11 protein-coding genes are annotated in these 18,047 nt (G+C 40.4%); 8 read left to right on the top strand and 3 right to left on the bottom strand.

The annotated features are described in order from the left end of the window. Nucleotides 1-344 precede the first annotated feature (344 nt). The 5 genes from H1A14_RS03345 (at nt 345) to H1A14_RS03325 (ending at nt 5,596) form a co-directional block, all read left to right on the top strand. The gene (locus tag H1A14_RS03345; protein ID WP_194774765.1) at nt 345-1,343 is read left to right on the top strand and encodes a 3-oxoacyl-ACP synthase III family protein; all 999 of its coding nucleotides are present in this window, start codon (nt 345-347) and stop codon (nt 1,341-1,343) included. A 95-nt stretch (nt 1,344-1,438) separates the two neighbouring features. Then, nucleotides 1,439-1,924 (top strand): hypothetical protein, encoded by a 486-nt coding sequence (locus H1A14_RS03340; RefSeq protein ID WP_194774764.1) that lies wholly within the window; start codon nt 1,439-1,441, stop codon nt 1,922-1,924. Nucleotides 1,925-2,008: 84 nt separating this feature from the next. Then, complete coding sequence (locus H1A14_RS03335) at nt 2,009-3,592, top strand: toxin-antitoxin system YwqK family antitoxin (RefSeq protein WP_194774763.1); 1,584 nt, start codon at nt 2,009-2,011, stop codon at nt 3,590-3,592. Nucleotides 3,593-3,640: 48 nt separating this feature from the next. After that, nucleotides 3,641-3,805 (top strand): Lacal_2735 family protein, encoded by a 165-nt coding sequence (locus H1A14_RS03330; RefSeq protein WP_194774762.1) that lies wholly within the window; start codon nt 3,641-3,643, stop codon nt 3,803-3,805. A gap of 471 nt (nt 3,806-4,276) precedes the next feature. Beyond that, nucleotides 4,277-5,596, top strand: a complete 1,320-nt coding sequence (locus H1A14_RS03325) for a DUF6600 domain-containing protein (RefSeq protein ID WP_194774761.1) — start codon at nt 4,277-4,279, stop codon at nt 5,594-5,596. A 29-nt stretch (nt 5,597-5,625) separates the two neighbouring features. Here the strand turns inward: H1A14_RS03325 and H1A14_RS03320 are convergent, their stop codons facing one another. Beyond that, nucleotides 5,626-6,159 carry a cupin domain-containing protein gene (locus H1A14_RS03320; protein ID WP_194774760.1) on the bottom strand — a complete coding sequence of 178 codons (534 nt, stop codon included), beginning with the start codon at nt 6,157-6,159 and terminating at the stop codon, nt 5,626-5,628. A gap of 411 nt (nt 6,160-6,570) precedes the next feature. Between H1A14_RS03320 and H1A14_RS03315 the strand changes: the two genes are divergently transcribed. From H1A14_RS03315 to H1A14_RS03305, 3 genes are read left to right on the top strand one after another with little or no spacing between them, the layout of a single operon-like run. Next, nucleotides 6,571-7,809, top strand: coding sequence for an ROK family transcriptional regulator (locus H1A14_RS03315; RefSeq protein WP_194774879.1), 1,239 nt, complete (start codon nt 6,571-6,573; stop codon nt 7,807-7,809). A gap of 15 nt (nt 7,810-7,824) precedes the next feature. Next, the gene (locus H1A14_RS03310; protein ID WP_228527528.1) at nt 7,825-11,214 is read left to right on the top strand and encodes a VCBS repeat-containing protein; all 3,390 of its coding nucleotides are present in this window, start codon (nt 7,825-7,827) and stop codon (nt 11,212-11,214) included. Continuing rightward, nucleotides 11,168-12,556 carry a vanadium-dependent haloperoxidase gene (locus H1A14_RS03305; protein ID WP_228527525.1) on the top strand — a complete coding sequence of 463 codons (1,389 nt, stop codon included), beginning with the start codon at nt 11,168-11,170 and terminating at the stop codon, nt 12,554-12,556. Before H1A14_RS03310 ends, H1A14_RS03305 begins: the two co-directional genes overlap by 47 nt. A gap of 421 nt (nt 12,557-12,977) precedes the next feature. On the opposite strand, the gene H1A14_RS03300 is transcribed toward H1A14_RS03305, so the two are convergent. Together H1A14_RS03300 and H1A14_RS03295 are read right to left on the bottom strand one after the other, a co-directional pair. Further along, on the bottom strand, nt 12,978-14,555 hold the full coding sequence (locus H1A14_RS03300; protein ID WP_194774759.1) for a SusD/RagB family nutrient-binding outer membrane lipoprotein: 1,578 nt from the start codon (nt 14,553-14,555) through the stop codon (nt 12,978-12,980). A gap of 31 nt (nt 14,556-14,586) precedes the next feature. After that, nucleotides 14,587-17,715: a SusC/RagA family TonB-linked outer membrane protein gene (locus tag H1A14_RS03295; RefSeq protein ID WP_194774758.1), complete on the bottom strand. Its 3,129-nt coding sequence runs from the start codon at nt 17,713-17,715 to the stop codon at nt 14,587-14,589. Nucleotides 17,716-18,047: the final 332 nt, after the last annotated feature.

Raw genomic sequence — 18,047 nt, 5'->3', positions numbered from 1 at the left:
TTAAAAGATTGCTAAACATAAAAAACATTTTTTATTATACAAAACGCTTTATTTGTGTTATAAAAAAATTAATATGGCTTTATATCAAGAAATTTTATAACGTTAAAATGAATTGAAAACTATTTCTACACAGTAAACAACTGAAAGTCAACATCATGTACCTATTTTTTTAGCTAATGTATTTTTATGTATTTGAACTACATTTTTTTTTATTTATTTATATTTTTAATAATTTCATAACATTGAATTGTCATTTAATGCAGAAATTCCTTTTGATTTAGGTAAACCAAAACAAAACCCCTTAATTTTACTTTAAGAAATATGAACCCAAATAAACCATACATATGAAAAGATCCCGAATAGTTGGAACCGGACATTTTGTCCCAGAACAGGTAGTCACCAATGATGACCTGGCCAAAATTATAGACACCAACAATGAATGGATCGTAGAGAGGACCGGAATCAGGGAAAGACGATGGTTCACTCCCGGAAAGGACACTGTGACCAGCATGTCTGTTGAAGCTTCAAAAATGGCCTTGAAAAGAGCTGGACTGTCCCATAAAGAAATAGATTTAATCGTTTTTGCCACCATTACTCCTGATTATTTCGTGCCAGGAAACGGGGTCCTTTTGCAAAGAGAGCTTGGGATGCAAGGCATTGGGGCCATTGATATCCGAAATGCCTGTTCAGGGTTTATATATAGCTTATCGGTGGCGGATCAATTTATCAAAACCTGCATGTATAAAAATATTTTGGTGGTTGGGGCAGAAATCCAGTCTTCCGCACTGGACAAGAGTGATGAAGGAAGGTCCAGTGCCGTCATATTTGCTGATGGGGCCGGCGCAGTAGTTTTAAGTGCAGTAGAATCCGAACAGCCTGGGATATTGTCTACCCATTTGCATGCAGATGGGGACTATGCGGAGGAGCTTTATCTCAAAGATCCGGGAAGCAGTAGGGAAATCAGGTTATCGCCGGAGATCATTGACCAACCAAGCTTTAAAATGTTTATGAACGGAAATACCGTTTTTAAACATGCTGTGGTCAGGTTTAGAGAAGTAATCCTTGAAGCGCTAGAATTCAATCAATTAAAGGCAGATGACATAGATCTTCTCATCCCTCACCAAGCCAACCTGAGGATCAGCAATTTTATTCAAGAAAAAATGGGACTGCCTGACCATAAAGTGTTCAACAACATCATGTACTATGGAAACACCACCGCCGCTACCATTCCCATAGCTTTAAGTGAAGCCTGGGAACAAGGCCGCATCAAAGAGGGGGACTTGATTTGCTTGGCTGCTTTTGGTAGTGGATTTACTTGGGCATCAGCACTTTTGAGATGGTAAATTCGGATTTATCATTCCAACCAGGCGGTAATCTTGACCTCGAACTTCTCGGAGATCGGAATCTTTTTGAAAATATCTCCCGACAAAAATCACAAATGGTAACTTTATTTTCAAATGTAGCAAATAAGCTATCTCTGGAAGACTTAATCAAGATACATCCCCAATCCAAAGGCATTAAAATCAGCAAAGGCAACGAACTCAAATCCTGCCCTTACCAGGTCTTGGATGTCTTTAGAGATTTCGATCTTTTAGAAGGCAGAAATATCAGAATCCTTCACTGGTGGGGATACGGAATGTTTGTTTTGGATTTTTTCGGACAAGATAAAGCTATTCATGAAGTCGTAAATGCTAGATTTAAGGAAGGATACTTTTTGAGCGTTTCATCAGATCCATTTGACTATCCAAAAATCATTGATAGTCAAAGTGCAATCCATTCAGTTACCGAGGAAGCTTTTGAAAAACTGAAGATGGATCAACCATTTGTTTTGTTGGTGAAAAAAATCACTTTGCAACGATCCATGGATCAGTTGGAGCATCTACTTTCTAGAGAGTTGAGGCTTTTATTGGACATTGGGAATTAAATATTATCTTTATTTTGTAATTTCAGGGAATTTTAAACCTGTATTTCATAGATAACGTAAGCATTCAATAAAGTCTCCAACCATATGAAATATTATTTTGCTTTTTTTCTTCTGATTTCCATCCCCATGCTGACTTTCTCCCAAAGTCAAACCCTTCAAATATACAATTCAGACTCTACCATTCTAGGCGTTGGGGTTTCAAAAGACGGAACCTTGGATGGGCTTTGGAAATTTTATGATGCTAGGGACAACCGAATGATTGAGCAGGGTTACTTCAATACAGGAGATCGGGATGGACCTTGGGTGACATACCACCGCAACAATCAGAAACATATCGAGCTCGAGTACAAGGAAAATAAGTTGAATGGTGTTTTCCGTAGATATGATATGGCGGGCGCGTTGAAAGAAGAGGCAATTTATCAAGACAGTGTATTGGTAGGCCCCTACAAGGAATATTATGGCAGGTTTGGTTTGCCTGACTACGTCAATCCAAGGCAGATCAAGACGGAAGGCACTTTTGTGGATGGCAAAAAAACAGGTGAATGGCTGACTTATTACGACAATGGACAGCTCGCCTTGAAGCAGAACTTTGATAACGGCAATATGGAGGGGGCGTATCTTGAATATTCACCATATGGGCAGTTGATTGTGGAAACCACCTACAAAAACGGAAGACTCAATGGCCCTTTTAAGCGTTATTCGGAAAACAACATCATTGAGGAGCAGGGGGAATATAAAAATGGAAACAGAGTTGGAGAATGGAAAACTTTTTTTCCCAATTCAAGAACTTTGGAATCCACTACATCATTTGATGACCAAGGAAACAAAACCGGCACTTGGACTTTTTTTTATGAAAACAAAAGAGAGGCAAGAATAGAAAAATATGAGAATGACATACCCGTTGGTGAATGGGTGGAATATTTTCCCAATAGAAATGTCTCCAAAAAGAAAAGTTATGAATTGGGTATGCCCAAAGGTGAGTATATCGAAAATCACGTCAATGGAAATCCTTCCGTACGGGGACAATATAAAAATGGAGTAAAGGACGGCCTATGGAAGAGTTATTATCCTGATGGTGAACTTTATTCCATCGGAGAATACAAAAATGATGTAAAAACTGGTCTATGGAAGTATTTCAATAAAATAGGTATTCTTGTAGCTGAAGGAGAATACCAACTCGGGTCTGAGCATGGACAATGGTTTTATTATTATGATGGCGGTCAACTCAAATCAGTTGGCAGTTATTTCTACGGATTTGAAAACGGGATATGGGGGCTGTTTTATGATAACAAACAGCTAACACAGGAGGAAACTTGGGAAAATGGCCGTTTGATGAATATCAGTGAATATAAAAGCTATGATGGACAAAAAACATTCGATCCGGGCACACTCAAGGATGGTAGCGGGACCAGAATCACTTACTATATAGACGGGGAAAAAGAATCAGAAGGTAATTTTGCTTTTGGTAAAGCCGAAGGTGAGTGGAAGTATTACCATGAAAATGGTCGCTTGGCTTCAAGAGGGCAAATGGTCGATGGGAAAAAAGAAGGCCAATGGAGGTATTACAACACAAGCGGTCGCCTTGAAGAAATCATTAATTTTCAGGATGATGAAATCGTCCCTCAAAATGAGAATTTATTGGAAATCCCTTTCCAGCAATTTGACTAGTTAAACTTTTTGGAAGAGATAGGGTTGAATAGATAAACCTCAGGAAACATGTTTGGTCTATTCAAAAAGAAATCAGAAAAAGAAAAGCTTCAGCAAACCTATAAAGAAGTTATGGAAAAAGCCTACAAGCTTTCCCATACCAATAGGACCGCTTCGGATAAATTAATGGCTGAAGCGGAAGAAATAGCTCAGCGAATAGAAAAAATGAAATGAATTCAAAAGACCTTGAAGAAGGTCTTATTTTTTAAGTTAAATAATTTTTTTTGTTTTTCATACTATTTTTTTTGCACTTTAAATTATTTAATCTATATTTGAATCATAATCTTTAATTGATAGGCAATGCAGTAAAAGTACGTTTGAAGTGGTTAACTCATTTTTTTGTAACTGGTTGGTTTAAGTTAATATCGTTAATTCTGATAATCCACGACAAGAGTCACTGTAAAGTCTTTTTAAATGGCCCGAAATGTTTTTCGGGCCTTTTTTTATACTTTTTCTAAGCTATCGGACTCAACAAATCTTTTGGCATGATTATTTCTTATACAATCCTTGTGTCTTTTCTATAAAAAATAATAAAATATACCTATTTTTGATTTTTTTGAAATTTTTTATATGAATTAATTCGAAATAAGCAACTATTTTTTAATAAATGCCGTAAAACCAAATAAACATTTAAAGGTTACGGTCATGAAAACGCTAAGATTATTACTCGTATTTCTAGTTTTGGTAGGGGTATCACTTACTTTACCAAGCCATAAAGCTACAGCAAATTTCAATGGAGTTTCCTTCCAGGTATTTTATGATGGTTTGATGCCATATGGAAACTGGGTAATGGATCAAAGACATGGATATGTATGGATACCAAATGTAGGTCATGACTTTCATCCCTATGGAACCAACGGTCACTGGGTAATGACTACCTATGGCAACACTTGGGTTTCTCACTATGACTGGGGATGGGCTCCATTTCATTATGGCCGCTGGTTTTTTGACGATTTCTATGGATGGGCTTGGGTACCTGGGTATGAATGGGGACCAGCTTGGGTATCTTGGAGAACAGGAGGAGGATATTATGGTTGGGCACCTATGGGCCCAGGGATCGCTATCAATGTAGGATTTCACACCATTCCCAACAGGTGGTACGTTTTTGTTCCTCAAAGAAGATTCTTCGGAAGAAATCTTTATAGATATTATGCTCCAAGAGCGCGTGTTGTCAACATTTACAACCAAACGACCATCATCAACAATACCTACGTCAGCAATAACCGGGTATACGTGTCTGGTCCAGATAGAAGAGACATAGAAAGAGCGACCAGAAGCAGAGTGCCTGTATATCATGTTGGGGAATCCAATCGACCTGGTAGAGCTTCAGTAGCCAATAACCAAGTTAACCTGTACAGGCCTGAAATAGATAGTCGAGCCAATAGAAACAGCCAAGCGAGACCTGCAAGGGTGTCCACAGCTCAGGATGTTAGTAGAGGTAGAAATTTGGGCAACAATGCTTCCGTCAATCCCAACAATTCAAATCGGGTAAATACTGCCAACAGCAACCGAGTAGGTACAACAAGTAACCGAATTGAGGGAACTATAAACAATAGGGGCAATGCCACAAACCGAACTGAAACCCTTCAGAACAACAGGCAAAACACCAATAGAAATTCCACGCCTAGTGTGACCCCTACTCAAAGAGGAAATACCAATCAAAGGGTAGGTACAACCAATAGGTCCGCAGTAAGAAGCAATCCTCAGGTCAGACAGAGTAGCCCTGCCGGAAATACCTCCAGACCACAGAGTAGGGTGAGTGGTTCTAGTAGCAACCAAAGAAATACCAAAGCTCAACCTGCCAGGAGCCAGCAAAACCAGAGGAATACTGCCCCAAGGGTAAACAGCGGAAGTTCAAGCCGAAGCAGTCAGCCAGCAGTAAGAAGTTCAGGAAATACCAGCAGGTCAACCGGTACGACCAGATCATCCAATAGAAGCAACAATACAAGAAGAGCCGGTAATTAAATCAAAAAGGTCCCAAATTGGGGCCTTTTTTATGTTCTCTGGAAATCGTCTTCCACCCGAACAATGTCGGATTCATCAGAAGGATGATCAGGATCCGTGTGCATCCAAATTTCAGCCACTATCCCCCACCCTGTCAAGCCCACAAGGCGATGCCTCTCACCTTGGGATAATCTAATTACTTTACCCAACTCTAATTTTTTTAAATCATTTAAACGATCATCAGGACTAACCACAATTCCCGCGTTTCCGGCTATTAGTTTCCAGATTTCGGCTCTTCGATGGTGATATTGCCAAGATAGGCGCTTATCTGGCCCAACCAATAAAATCTTGGGACTTAATTTTTGTTGCATTTGATGCTCATCTAAAAAAACATCATCGAAAAAAATAGACTTGAAGCGTTTAATTTGATCTTCTTGAATTACAAAAAAACCGCCCCAAGGCCTTTCCATGTCTTTCGAGGCAATTCCCAATCCCAATTCGTTGAGGAAAGCCTCTACAGATTGAAATACTTCTGATTTATCAGCGTCTTGAGAAATGTTTAAATTCCAACTGTTATTTGCCATTTTATGTAAAGTTTTCTAATTAAAAAGAACGATAAAGTTACTTGATTTACCTTATTGCACAAGTTTTCAAATCGGTAAAATATATACATTGCTTTCTTAGTAATGTGATATTTGGTCAAGGATCATGTTTAGAAATATGCACATCAGGCTTGCTATTTCGAATAATGGAAAAAATGGCAAGATTTTAAATACAATTTTCGCTGGAAAATCAATTAATATCAACTTGGCCTTATTTTTAGTTTTACGCCCTTTCATTTTATAAGAAAAATTAAGCTGTAATCACAAAAACTGTTCAAAAGTGCTTAAAATCAAAATTATTAGACTTAACTCAGTAAACTTTTTCAATATTTTTCTTTAAGTGCTTTTATAACCCATCAAATTTTACTTTATTGAAAGGCTAATTTGACTATGATGAACCTGATCAACCCCCAAAAGTCACTCGATAAAAAAGAAGGCGTTGTTGAAATCAAGAACTACCTCAATAAAATAAAAATCATTAAAAATCTTTACACCAATGGCAGCAATACAGCAGGAGAAATCTGCAATCAGGTGGGCATCAGTTTACCAACTGTAAATTCACTCCTGACCGATTTGATACAGTCGGGAGAAGTGATCAAACAAGGTAGAGCAGAATCACAAGGAGGCAGAAAACCAGATCTGTATCGTCTCGCTAAGAATGCCTTTTATGTTTTGTCTTTGGATATTAGTAAATTCAAAGTAAGAATTGCCATCTATGACAGCGACAACAAAGCGGTTACTGAAATAGAAAACCATAAGTTGGTCTTGAACAATGAAAAAGAAACTTATGAGAAGCTTGTCATGCTGATGGAAAATCACATGCTCAACTCCGGATTGGAGAATGAAAAAATCATTGCGATAGGTATATCCATGCCCGGATTGATTGATGCCATGAGTGGTGTCAATTACACTTACTTAAATTTCGGAAAAAAAAGTTTAAGGGAATCTTTGGAGACAAAATTCCAAAAGAAAATATTTATTGAAAATGATGCAAGGGCCATGACCTTGGCTGAGTTTAAATTTGGTCAAAACAAACCTTTCAACAATGTTTTGGGCATTTTCATTGGTTGGGGAATTGGGCTTGGGATTATTATAGACGGAAAGCTATATCAAGGCTCTTCGGGTTTCGCGGGAGAATTCAGCCACTCCCCCCTATTCGAGTCGAGAGACATTTCCTGTACCTGTGGCAAAAAAGGGTGTTTGGAAGCAGTGGCATCCGGTACAGCCATCGTAAAGATGGCCGAAGAAGCTGTTCTGAAAGACAGTGACTCGATCATGAGTAGAATGGCCAGAGAAAAACAGGATGGTTTGGAACCCAATATCGTGGTAGAAGCCGCATTGGCAGGTGACCAAAGGGCCATCACCATACTTTCCGATGCTGGATTAGATCTAGGAAGGGGCATCTCTATTCTCATCCAGATTTTGAATCCAGACCTGATCATTATCGGTGGATCAGTGGCCGAGGCCAAACAATATCTGATTACTCCGATTCAACAGGCCTTGAATATCTACAGCATGGCCAAATCAAGGGAAAAAACAGAGCTTGCCCTCTATCAGTTGGGAAAAGAAGTTGGATTGTTGGGTGGAATTGCTGTTGTCATTGAGAATATCTTTGAAGATATCATCAATTAAACCCCGAAAAAGAAAATGATCATGAAGGCATTGCTGACTGCATACAAGTCATCAGGTAATCTCTTTTCCAAGAGGAAATATAATTCTTGGGTCATACCGTTGATTATTTTTTCATGGATTTCACCATTGCACATGGTGTTTGCTTTTCAAAAAGAAAAACCCTTGTTTGAGGCTTTGAGCCCAAAAAAAACGGGGGTCAATTTTAAAAATCAGTTGAAGGAAGATGCAAAAAACAACATTTTAACCTATGAGTATTTTTACAATGGCGGTGGTGTAGCTGTAGCGGATTTTAACAATGATGGATTGGAGGATTTGTTTTTTACAGGAAATATGTCACCTAATAAACTCTACCAAAACCTGGGTGATTTTAAGTTTAAGGATATTTCCAAAGCTGCCGGAATAGAAGGTAAAAACGCATGGACTACCGGAGTAACCGTAGTGGACTTAAATGGAGATGGTTTTCTGGATATTTATGTCTGTTACTCAGGCAATGGGGATCAGGCATCAAAAAGAAACCAACTTTTTATCAACCAAGGGGATATGACTTTCCGTGAAGAAGCCAATAAGTTTGGCTTAGATGACCCTTCCAACAGTACTCAAGCGGTTTTTTTTGATTTTGATGGAGATGGGGACTTAGACATGTTTTTACTCAATCACAACATAACTGTCATCAATGAAATTGAGTTTGATGAAGCCAGGAAACAAAGGCATCCTACAGCTGGAGATAAGTTGTTTCGCAATGACAACGGCAAATTTGTGGATGTAAGTGAGGAAGCGGGGATTTTGGGCAATGCCATGGGTTTTGGTTTGGCAGTCATCGTATCTGACCTCAATCAGGATGGCTTTCCTGATCTTTTGGTCACCAATGATTACATCGAACCAGATTACCTTTATATCAACAATGGAGACGGCACCTTTACAGATAAGATGACCGAGCATTTTCAGCACATTTCCCATTTTAGCATGGGGGCAGATATAGGTGACATCAACAACGATGGCTTGATGGACATATTCACTTTGGATATGCTACCCGAAGACAACAGGCGGCAAAAGCTATTGTATGGACCTGAAAACTATGAACAATATGCCCTTATGGTCATGAAAGGCTTCTATCACCAAAATATGCGGAACATGCTGCACCTTAATCATGGAAATGGAGACTTTTCTGAAATAGGTCAATTGGCTGGCATTTCAAACACGGACTGGAGTTGGTCAGCTCTGTTTTTTGATGCAAACAACAATGGATGGAAAGACCTTTTGGTCACCAATGGCTATTACAGGGATTATACAAACAGAGATTTCCTCAAATACAAGGGTGATTATTTCTTTAAAAAAGCCGTGGCCGGAGAGCGGGCAGATACCTTGCATTTGGTAACTACGATGACTTCCACACCGGTATCCAATTATATTTTTGAAAACAATCAAGACCTTACTTTTACAGACCAATCCAAAAATTGGGGTATTTCCAAACCTAATTTTTCTAGTGGGGCTGTGTATGCAGATCTTGACAATGACGGATTCCTGGATTTGGTCATCAGCAACTTGAATGAAACTGCGGGGATTTACCGCAATACGGGAGCCAATAAAAAAGCGCAAGACTCGAAATTTCTCAAGGTAAACTTAAAAGGGAAACCTTCCAATACCTTTGGGATTGGCAGCAAAATCACTTTGTATGCCGGTCAGTCTATTCAGATTAGGGAGCAATATCCAGTCAGAGGCTTTCAATCCACCTTAAGTCATACCCTTCATTTTGGGCTCGGAGATATCGATTATATAGATTCTCTCATTGTAATTTGGCCAAACGGGTCCAAGAGTACATTGAAAGACCAGGGTTCCAATCAAATGGTTACCATCAATCAAGAGGAGGCGGTAGACCCGAATACAATACCAGTTTCCATACAGCCAAGGTTTAGCGCTCAAGGTAAATTACTTCCTCATACTCCTCAGGAGGATGGTTTTAATGATTTTAAACGTCAGCCTCTCTTGATCAATATGCCATCTTATGTCGGTCCAGTCATGGCCTCAGCTGATATCAATGGGGACGGGCTTACTGAGATTTTTGTAGGGGGGACAAAGAATTCACCTGGAGCGCTTTATCATTGGAACAAGGAGGAATGGAAAAAATTGAATTCATTTTATAGTTCAGATGAATTCACAGATGCAGCTGCCTTATTCTTCGATGCCAATGGAAATGGGTATCAGGATCTATACCTAGCCAGCGGAGGTTATCATGACTATTTATCAACTGACGATGCCTTACAGGACCGGCTTTACCTTAATGATGGAAAAGGAAATTTAAAATTATCCAAGGATGCTTTGCCAAAAATGCTTACAAGCAGTTCGACGGTTGTCAGTGCAGACATCAATGGAGACGGCTTTCCGGATTTGTTTGTTGGAAGCAGGATTGTGCCTGGAAGATATCCTTTAATTCCTTCCAGCCATATTCTGATCAATCAGGGAGATGGTACTTTTCGGGAAGAAACCAATGCCTACTTGCCTGATGGGGGTAAATTAGGGATGGTAACTGCCGCAGCCTGGACTGATCTAAATCAAGATGGCAAGATGGATTTGATAGTTGTGGGAGAGTTTATGCCCATAAGGGTGTTGATCAATGAAAACGGGGTAAAACTGGTGGATAAATCGGAACAATGGTTAGGTAAAAATTTGACTGGATGGTGGTCGTCTTTGGCCATTGCCGATTTTGATGGAGATGGCAGGCCGGATATCGTGGTGGGTAATTATGGATTGAACAGTCAATTAGGTGCCTCGGTCGAAGAACCATTAACCCTATATGCTGCTGATTTTGATGAAAATGGCTCCATTGATCCGATTTTGGTTCATTACATCCAAGGTAAACCTTACCCTTTTGCCAGTAGGGACGAACTCCTTGACCAAATGTATGGCATGAGAAGTAAATTTACCGATTATGGATCCTATTCAAATGCCGTACTTGAGGATATCTTTAGTGCTGAGCAACTCAAAAATGCGATTAAATTGGAAGCTGAGGAACTCAGAAGTGTATGGCTACATCATCAGGGTGACCGATTCGAGGTAAAGCCCCTTCCCAATGAAGCGCAATTTGCACCGGTAACCGCAATCCATCCTTTTGATCACAACGGAGATGGTCATTACGACGTATTGTTAGCAGGAAATCAGACCTATATTCGGATCAGAATGGGAGTGATAGATGCTAACTTTGGCGTATTGTTTGAGGGGGATGGTAATGGCAATTTTACTTACATCCCTCAAAGAAAAAGTGGATTTAGGATAAAAGGAGACGTGAAATCCATCCTTGAAATTGATCACCTTGGAGAGAATTTGCTGCTTTTTGGCATCAATAACTTTGGGGTGGAAAGTTATGTCAACAATCGAAAAGAGAGAGATCAAAGTCATGCAAACCGATAGTGTGCTTTCGAAGTCATTTTCTTTACTCCTGATTACATTCCTATTTGGACATCAGACCCTTTTTGGGCAAAACCGCATGGATGACAGCGAGGCCTTTGTCAATCAGCTGTTCGCCATTACTGAAATTATGGTAACAGATGTGGCCTCCCCTCCTGCCGCTGCCAGGTTTTATGCTTATTCCACCTTAGGTGCCCAGATCATCATGGAAGATCTTGGACTGCTTCCGGAAGAAAAACACCTGAGTCAAAAGATTTTAAGAGAAATAGATTATCCTGTAGATCAGGGTAAATCCCAGTTGGACCCAGCTTTTGCAAGTATTTACAGCATGCTTCAAATCGGAAAAAGCATCATGCCCTCTGGTAAGTCTCTCCTCCCAAAGATTGAGAAATGGACCAAAGAGCAATCCAAGCAAAGAAAGTGGAATAAAAAAGTACTTGCCAAAAACATTGAATATGCTGATCAGGTAGCTTCATTGGTATTGGATTTGGCCAAGAATGACGGATACCTACAACTCAGTACCTTGACCCGGTATTCCCCAAAAACCGGTGAGGGTCGCTGGTATCCAACCCCGCCGGCTTACATGGCTGCTGTGGAACCGGAATGGAGAACGATAAAGCCTTTTTTTCTGAAAGATATCAAAGCATACAAACCAAAACCGCCTGCGGTATTCTCCCTGGAAGAAGGAAGTGATTTTAAAAAACAACTTTTGGAGGTCTTTTCAATCACCCAAAATTTGGACGAGGAAAAAGAACTGATTGCCAATTTCTGGGATTGCAATCCCTTTATGGTAAGTTACTCCGGTCATATGGCCATTGGACTCAAAAAGATCTCCCCAGGGGGTCATTGGATGGGAATAACCGGAATTGCTACATTACAAGCTAAACTACCCTTAGAAGAAACCGTGTATGTGCATGCGCTTTTGGCCATGACCCTACACGATGCATTCATTTCCTGTTGGGAAGAAAAATATGATTCAGACAGGATAAGACCAGAAACAGCCATCAATAAATACATTGACCAAAAATGGAGACCTTTGCTCCAAACCCCTCCATTTCCCGAATATACCAGTGGCCATAGCGTCATCAGTCGGGCCAGTGCGGTGGTGCTCACTGCTTATTTTGGGGATGATTTTGCCTATTTGGACACGTCTGAGGAATATTTTGGATTGCCAGCCAGACATTTTGATTCATTTCTTCAGGCCGCAGATGAAGCGGCTATTTCGAGGCTGTACGGTGGTATTCATTTTAGGGATGCCATTGATGTGGGCGTACAACAAGGTGACAAAATTGGCCGCTATATTTTGAACCAACTGGATCCCACCTATCAGACTTTACGGGATTAATTGTTTTTTTACTGATTCTATGTAGCAATCCCATTTGAAAATTCACCAAAGAATTGAAAAACCCTTCAGAAATTCCTCGATTGGGTTAACCCCATAGTCGCATAGTTTACATAAGTTTTTCTCCTCAACAACCAGATTTCCTAATATTACAATAAAAAATGCATGTTTTGATTAGGCAATTCAACGCCAACATTGCGTCCTACCGTAAATAAAAATTAAAAAACTATGTGGTCTTTGTGCCCTATATGGTAAACTTATTTTGAAACTTAAGAATTGAAAATCCCTCCAGAAATTTCCCGGTTGGGTTAACCACATAGTAGCATAGTTCCCATAAGTTTTTAGGCAAGGTAGCACACAAACCTATAAATAAAAAAAGAGGTGTCTTACTAGACACCTCTTCTCAATTACATGCTAAATGGAATCAATTACCTCCATCCCACCACATCCGGGTCATCAGCAGGTCCCCACCGATTCTACCTATGGCATTGCTATAATTTTCAGGATTGGCTCCGATTTCAGTCTCCCAATACCTTAATCTTCTAGGGATTTCATTGGCCTCAAATCTACCTGGATCTTGAGTTGGGGTCAATTCGGGATAACCTGTTCTTCTCCAGTTGCTCCATGATTCAATGTCATTTAACCAAGTGGCTGCCCAGTATTCTTCTCCGATCAGCCTCAACTTGTCCTCATCGGAGGCAGCTGTGAAACCACGGCCTTGTATATAGGCATCAATTTCAGCATTGGACCGGGCAAAAGAAGCATCAAAGTCTGTCCAGACTTCAATAGCTGCCCTGACTCCATTTGCAAAATGAGTCTCTGCATTAGAACCGATCCATCCTTTCAAGGCGGCTTCGGCTCGCATCAATTCTACCTCTGCATAAGTTTGCAACAAATAAGGATCAGACCAATCCAAATATTTAAGGTTGATCATGGAGAACATGCGTTGGCCTGCCGGCTGATTAGCCTCAAAATCTGCCAGTTCACTTGCAGACAACACATTTCTGATTGTACTGACATTGTATCCATTTGGCATTCCTCTTTGCGCAGCAGGGTCTGTATTCCAGGTAGAAGGTACTTCAGGATCACCCAATCCTCCTGAAACAATCATCAGACGAGGATCATTATTGGCTTTCATCCAATCAATAAAGGTCTTGCTGATTTTGGCATCTCTAGAGTATTTATAAGTATTCCAATATCCATCGTTCAAACCATTTCGGTTAATCCCAATTGGACCTTCGGCATAAATGATGTAGGCATTATCAGCATTTGATTCGAATGGACCATTATTACTAGCCTCTACAAATACCTCTCTTGCCCTTGCAGGATCCACATTGCTCATTCTCATGGCGATTCTCATCAAAAGTGAATTGGCGAACTTTTTCCATTGGTCCATATCACCTCTGAAGACAAAATCCTGAGCAGCTATTGATCTGGCAGATGGCGTAATTCTGTCTCTGGCAGCTACGATATCCTGAATCAAGGCAGTGTATACTTCCTCTTGCGTATCGTATTTTGGAAACCAGTACTCGTCACCATTCAATCCTCTAGCTGCTTCAGTATACGGAATATCTCCATACAAGTCCGTCATTCTATGGATATCAAAAGCCATAATGATCGTAGCCGCGGCATTAAGATTTGCTTCTTCCGGGATGCCTTCGGTATTTTCTTTGACATGCTGCAACAATCTGAAAACATCTGTGTAATGCCTCTCCATGTAAGCTCCAGAATACTGTGCATTGTAGAAATACTTATCTCCACTGAAATATCCGGCCAATGAAGCCGTATGCTGAATCATCGTAGCGGAATAAAGCATGTTGGCACGGGTATTTTCATATTCTCCACCGATCCTCAAGGTTCCTGTGGAGAACAAAAAGGCCATATCCATATCCGTAGCAGCATTTTGGTCTATGTTCAAATCCAATAGAGCCGTTTCGCTACAGGAACTAAATCCCACAACCGCTGCTAAGAATAGGCTCTTTAATTTGTTGTTTATTTTCATTTTTTTCTCTTTTTAAATTAAGGATACCTCATTAGAAACTAGCCGTCAAATTGAACCCAAAGCTTCGGGTAGTTGGCATTGCAAAGAATTCCAAACCCTGAGAGTTACCATCTACTGCATAGGCAGATTCCGGATCAATATTGGGAACACTGGACCAAAGCAAAAGCAGGTTTCTTCCCACCAAAGACAGGTTCAAAGCCTCAAAGGGTGTTTTGGATAACATCGTACTTGGGAAAGAATAACCAAGGCTAAACTCCCTTAACTTGGCAAAAGAAGCATCATAAACGATGTTCTCAGTGACCATTGCCCAACGGGTATAATAGTCGTTAAGAAGGAATTGGTCAGGGTCACCAGTTACAGCTGGTATCGTAAAGTTGGTAGGGGTTCCCTCTTGGTTGACTCCTGAGAAAGAAAGGCCACCTTCCCTGCCAACCAGCGTGTTTTGGTGTAATCCAAGGGTATGAGCTGAATAGTTGGTACCAGACACTAAACTACCTCCTTGCCTCATGTCGATCAAAAAGCTCAATCTCCAGTTTTTGTAGCTCATGTTGTTGAATAATCCAGCAGAAATCGGATGTCTTCCTTCTGCTAAAGTTTCCAATCCTGGGGTGGTGACAGGATAACCTTCATCAGTATATACTCTCTGACCATTTTCCTCCAAGTGTCTAAATCCAGCTATCATCCCCAAAGGCTGGCCTACCACATGGCGGATTTGTTCCCTCATTAATCTGGATTGACCCAAATTGATAAATTCAATGGGATCTCCCGCTGCATTAGTACCCAAACTCACCACATTACTGATGTTGCTGGCGAAATTCAAAGAAAGGTCCCAATTGAAGTTGGCTGATCTGACAGGATTAACAGATAACAACAACTCTACACCTCTATTGGTAAGCTCACCAATGTTGACTGTAGTACTCCCGAAACCTGATGTGGAGGAAATTCCAGTTGCCAAAATGTCATCTGTAGTCCTTCTGCTATAATAGGCAACATCCAGTCCCAAACGATTGCTGAAGAACCTCAAGTCTGCACCGATTTCAAATTCGTTGGAAGAAAAAGGTTGCAAAGTGTTATTGGGAATACTTCCATTATTGATCTGCCCTAAACTTGACCCAAGATGGCCCTGTCCGACAAGTCCATAAGTCAGCAATAATGCATAAGGGCCTGGAGCCCCACCTCCTGAACCTGCATAAGATGCCCTAATTTTACCAAAAGTAACAAAAGAGGGCATTTCAAAAGCCTCGCTGAAAACAAAACTGGTACCTACAGAGGGGTAGAACAATTTAAAACTATCCGGTGATAAAGTAGAAAATTGATCTTCACGTGCAGTTACGTTCAAGAAAACAAAGTTTTTATACCCCACATTGGCAGAGGCAAAAATAGAGTTGATTCCAAGCTCGCTGAAATTATAATTGACTGAGGGAGCCGCTACATTTCTTAAGGTATGTAGGAATGGTACGACGAGATCATTCCCTCCAGCTTGAAGGGATTCTCTTGTCTGCCTCATTCTATTTCCACCTACCATGGCATCAATGGAAAAGTCACCAAAAGTCTTATCTACACCAATAAAAAAGTCGGCGTTATCTTCTCTGATATTTCGTTGAATTTGATTAAAATCACCCAATGGCTTATAAGCTGTACCGTAAGGCTCATAGGTATCGTCTACCCTGGAACTAAAATCAGTACCAACTCTACCTTGGACATATAGCCAATCCGTAATGTTATAAGTTAAGGAGGCATTACCCATAAATCTGTCTGTCTGATCCTGTCTGCTAAACTGATATGCGGCCCAATAAGGATTGGTTTGGAAAACATTTGGTTGATAACGTAGTTCTGTACCGTCTTCCATCGCTCCTAATTTGTTGGGATCTCCCTGAATAGCACTCAGGGGAAGATTACCAGGGAAAGTCATCATCGAGAAGTTGGCATTGCCGGGAGAGTCAGACAGCCTTGGTCTATTTTGACCATTCTCCTTGGAATACTGACCGGTTACTGCGACAGTAAATTTATTCAATTTACTGTTAACACTAACGTTTGCTACTCTTCTTTTAAATCCGGCGTTAGGCATAATATCCTTATTGTCCAAATCGGAAAAAGAGAATCGGTAAGTTCCGGTTTCATTGCCCCCACTAAACGCGATGGAATTGTTTAATGTGTAAGCATTTTGATAGAAGGAATTTAACCCCTGCCCCAAATGGGAGTAGGGTCTGGAAACCCCATCAAACTGAGGCGTACTGGCTCCATCATATCGCTCTCCCCAGTGAGTTTGTCCTATATCAAAAGCATCACCAGAGGAAGACGGTCTTAATCCATCTCTACCGGGACCGTAAACATTTTGGAAGTCTGTCATGTCCCATACCCTGTCCATGGTGGTATTGGAATTAAAAGTCACCCCAATTCCCTTTCTGGATTTACCCGTTTTAGTCGTGATCATCACTACTCCATTGGATGCCCTTACTCCATAGAGAGCAGCAGCAGTACTTCCTTTCAAAACTGAAATACTTTCAATATCATCTGGGTTGATTGCTGACAATCCATCACCTGAATCATTTCCACCCCACATACCTGCACTTCCCAAATTGGAATTGTTGATTGGAATACCATTGACAACGTAAAGTGGTTGGTCATTTCCAGTCAAGGAAGACCCCCCTCTGATCACCACCCTTGTAGAACCTGCAGCACCGGTAGCCGGTGGGCTGACATTCACTCCGGCAATTTTACCCGAAAGCGCATTTCCTAAGTTAACGGTCCTAGATTCAGTAAACCTATCACCCTCAAGCTGGGTGACTGAATAACCAAGAGATTTTTTGTCCCTTTCCATACCGAATGAAGTCACGACCACCTCTGAAAGTTCAGATAAATCCTCAGCCATTTCAATATCTAGCGTACTTCTGTTTCCTACCAGAACTTCCTGCGTTGCATAACCTATAAAGGAGATGACCAATGTGGTCGCATTGGTAACAGAAATCGAATAGTTACCCTCCAAATCAGTGACGGTACCCGTATTGTTCGCTTTGTCTATGACGTTTACCCCGGGAATGGGGAACCCATCGGCGCCACTTACCACTTTACCGGTAAGTACCCGCGTTTGACTCTGGGCTTCCAACACGATACTCAGCGTCAGTACCAAAGACAACATGGTCAGTAAAATTTTTCTCATAATAATAATCGTAGGTTTTAAATTGATTGAATAAACTTTGCTGTGCTAAATGCTGAAAACACAACTTTTTCTAAGGTTTTAGATAATTTACAGTGGATTAATTCTACATAAGCACATCACTATTTAGTTTGAAAGAATAAAATTTCTAGAGAATCGTTTCCGTACCTAATATTCGACGGTTCAGGACCATAACAGCATCTTTCTATTTGGTGTTAAATTTAGGAATTTGAGATTATAATCAAAATTTATTCATTAATTTTTTTTTATAAAAAGTCTTACTTATGAAATTAATTTCATTTTTATATAAAAAGATAATTGATTTTTTTTAATAA

It is taken from the genome of Pararhodonellum marinum (genome assembly GCF_015354735.1).
Taxonomy (GTDB): domain Bacteria; phylum Bacteroidota; class Bacteroidia; order Cytophagales; family Cyclobacteriaceae; genus Pararhodonellum; species Pararhodonellum marinum.
This window is presented reverse-complemented; position numbering and strand designations above follow the sequence as displayed.

Bases quoted from the DNA above. Each gene is read 5' to 3' on its own strand.
- H1A14_RS03345 (WP_194774765.1), top strand. From the start codon at position 345: ATGAAAAGATCCCGAATAGTTGGAACCGGACATTTTGTCCCAGAACAG.
- H1A14_RS03340 (WP_194774764.1), top strand. From the start codon at position 1,439: ATGGTAACTTTATTTTCAAATGTAGCAAATAAGCTATCTCTGGAAGAC.
- H1A14_RS03335 (WP_194774763.1), top strand. From the start codon at position 2,009: ATGAAATATTATTTTGCTTTTTTTCTTCTGATTTCCATCCCCATGCTG.
- H1A14_RS03330 (WP_194774762.1), top strand. From the start codon at position 3,641: ATGTTTGGTCTATTCAAAAAGAAATCAGAAAAAGAAAAGCTTCAGCAA.
- H1A14_RS03325 (WP_194774761.1), top strand. From the start codon at position 4,277: ATGAAAACGCTAAGATTATTACTCGTATTTCTAGTTTTGGTAGGGGTA.
- H1A14_RS03320 (WP_194774760.1), bottom strand. From the start codon at position 6,159: ATGGCAAATAACAGTTGGAATTTAAACATTTCTCAAGACGCTGATAAA.
- H1A14_RS03315 (WP_194774879.1), top strand. From the start codon at position 6,571: ATGAACCTGATCAACCCCCAAAAGTCACTCGATAAAAAAGAAGGCGTT.
- H1A14_RS03310 (WP_228527528.1), top strand. From the start codon at position 7,825: ATGATCATGAAGGCATTGCTGACTGCATACAAGTCATCAGGTAATCTC.
- H1A14_RS03305 (WP_228527525.1), top strand. From the start codon at position 11,168: ATGTCAACAATCGAAAAGAGAGAGATCAAAGTCATGCAAACCGATAGT.
- H1A14_RS03300 (WP_194774759.1), bottom strand. From the start codon at position 14,555: ATGAAAATAAACAACAAATTAAAGAGCCTATTCTTAGCAGCGGTTGTG.
- H1A14_RS03295 (WP_194774758.1), bottom strand. From the start codon at position 17,715: ATGAGAAAAATTTTACTGACCATGTTGTCTTTGGTACTGACGCTGAGT.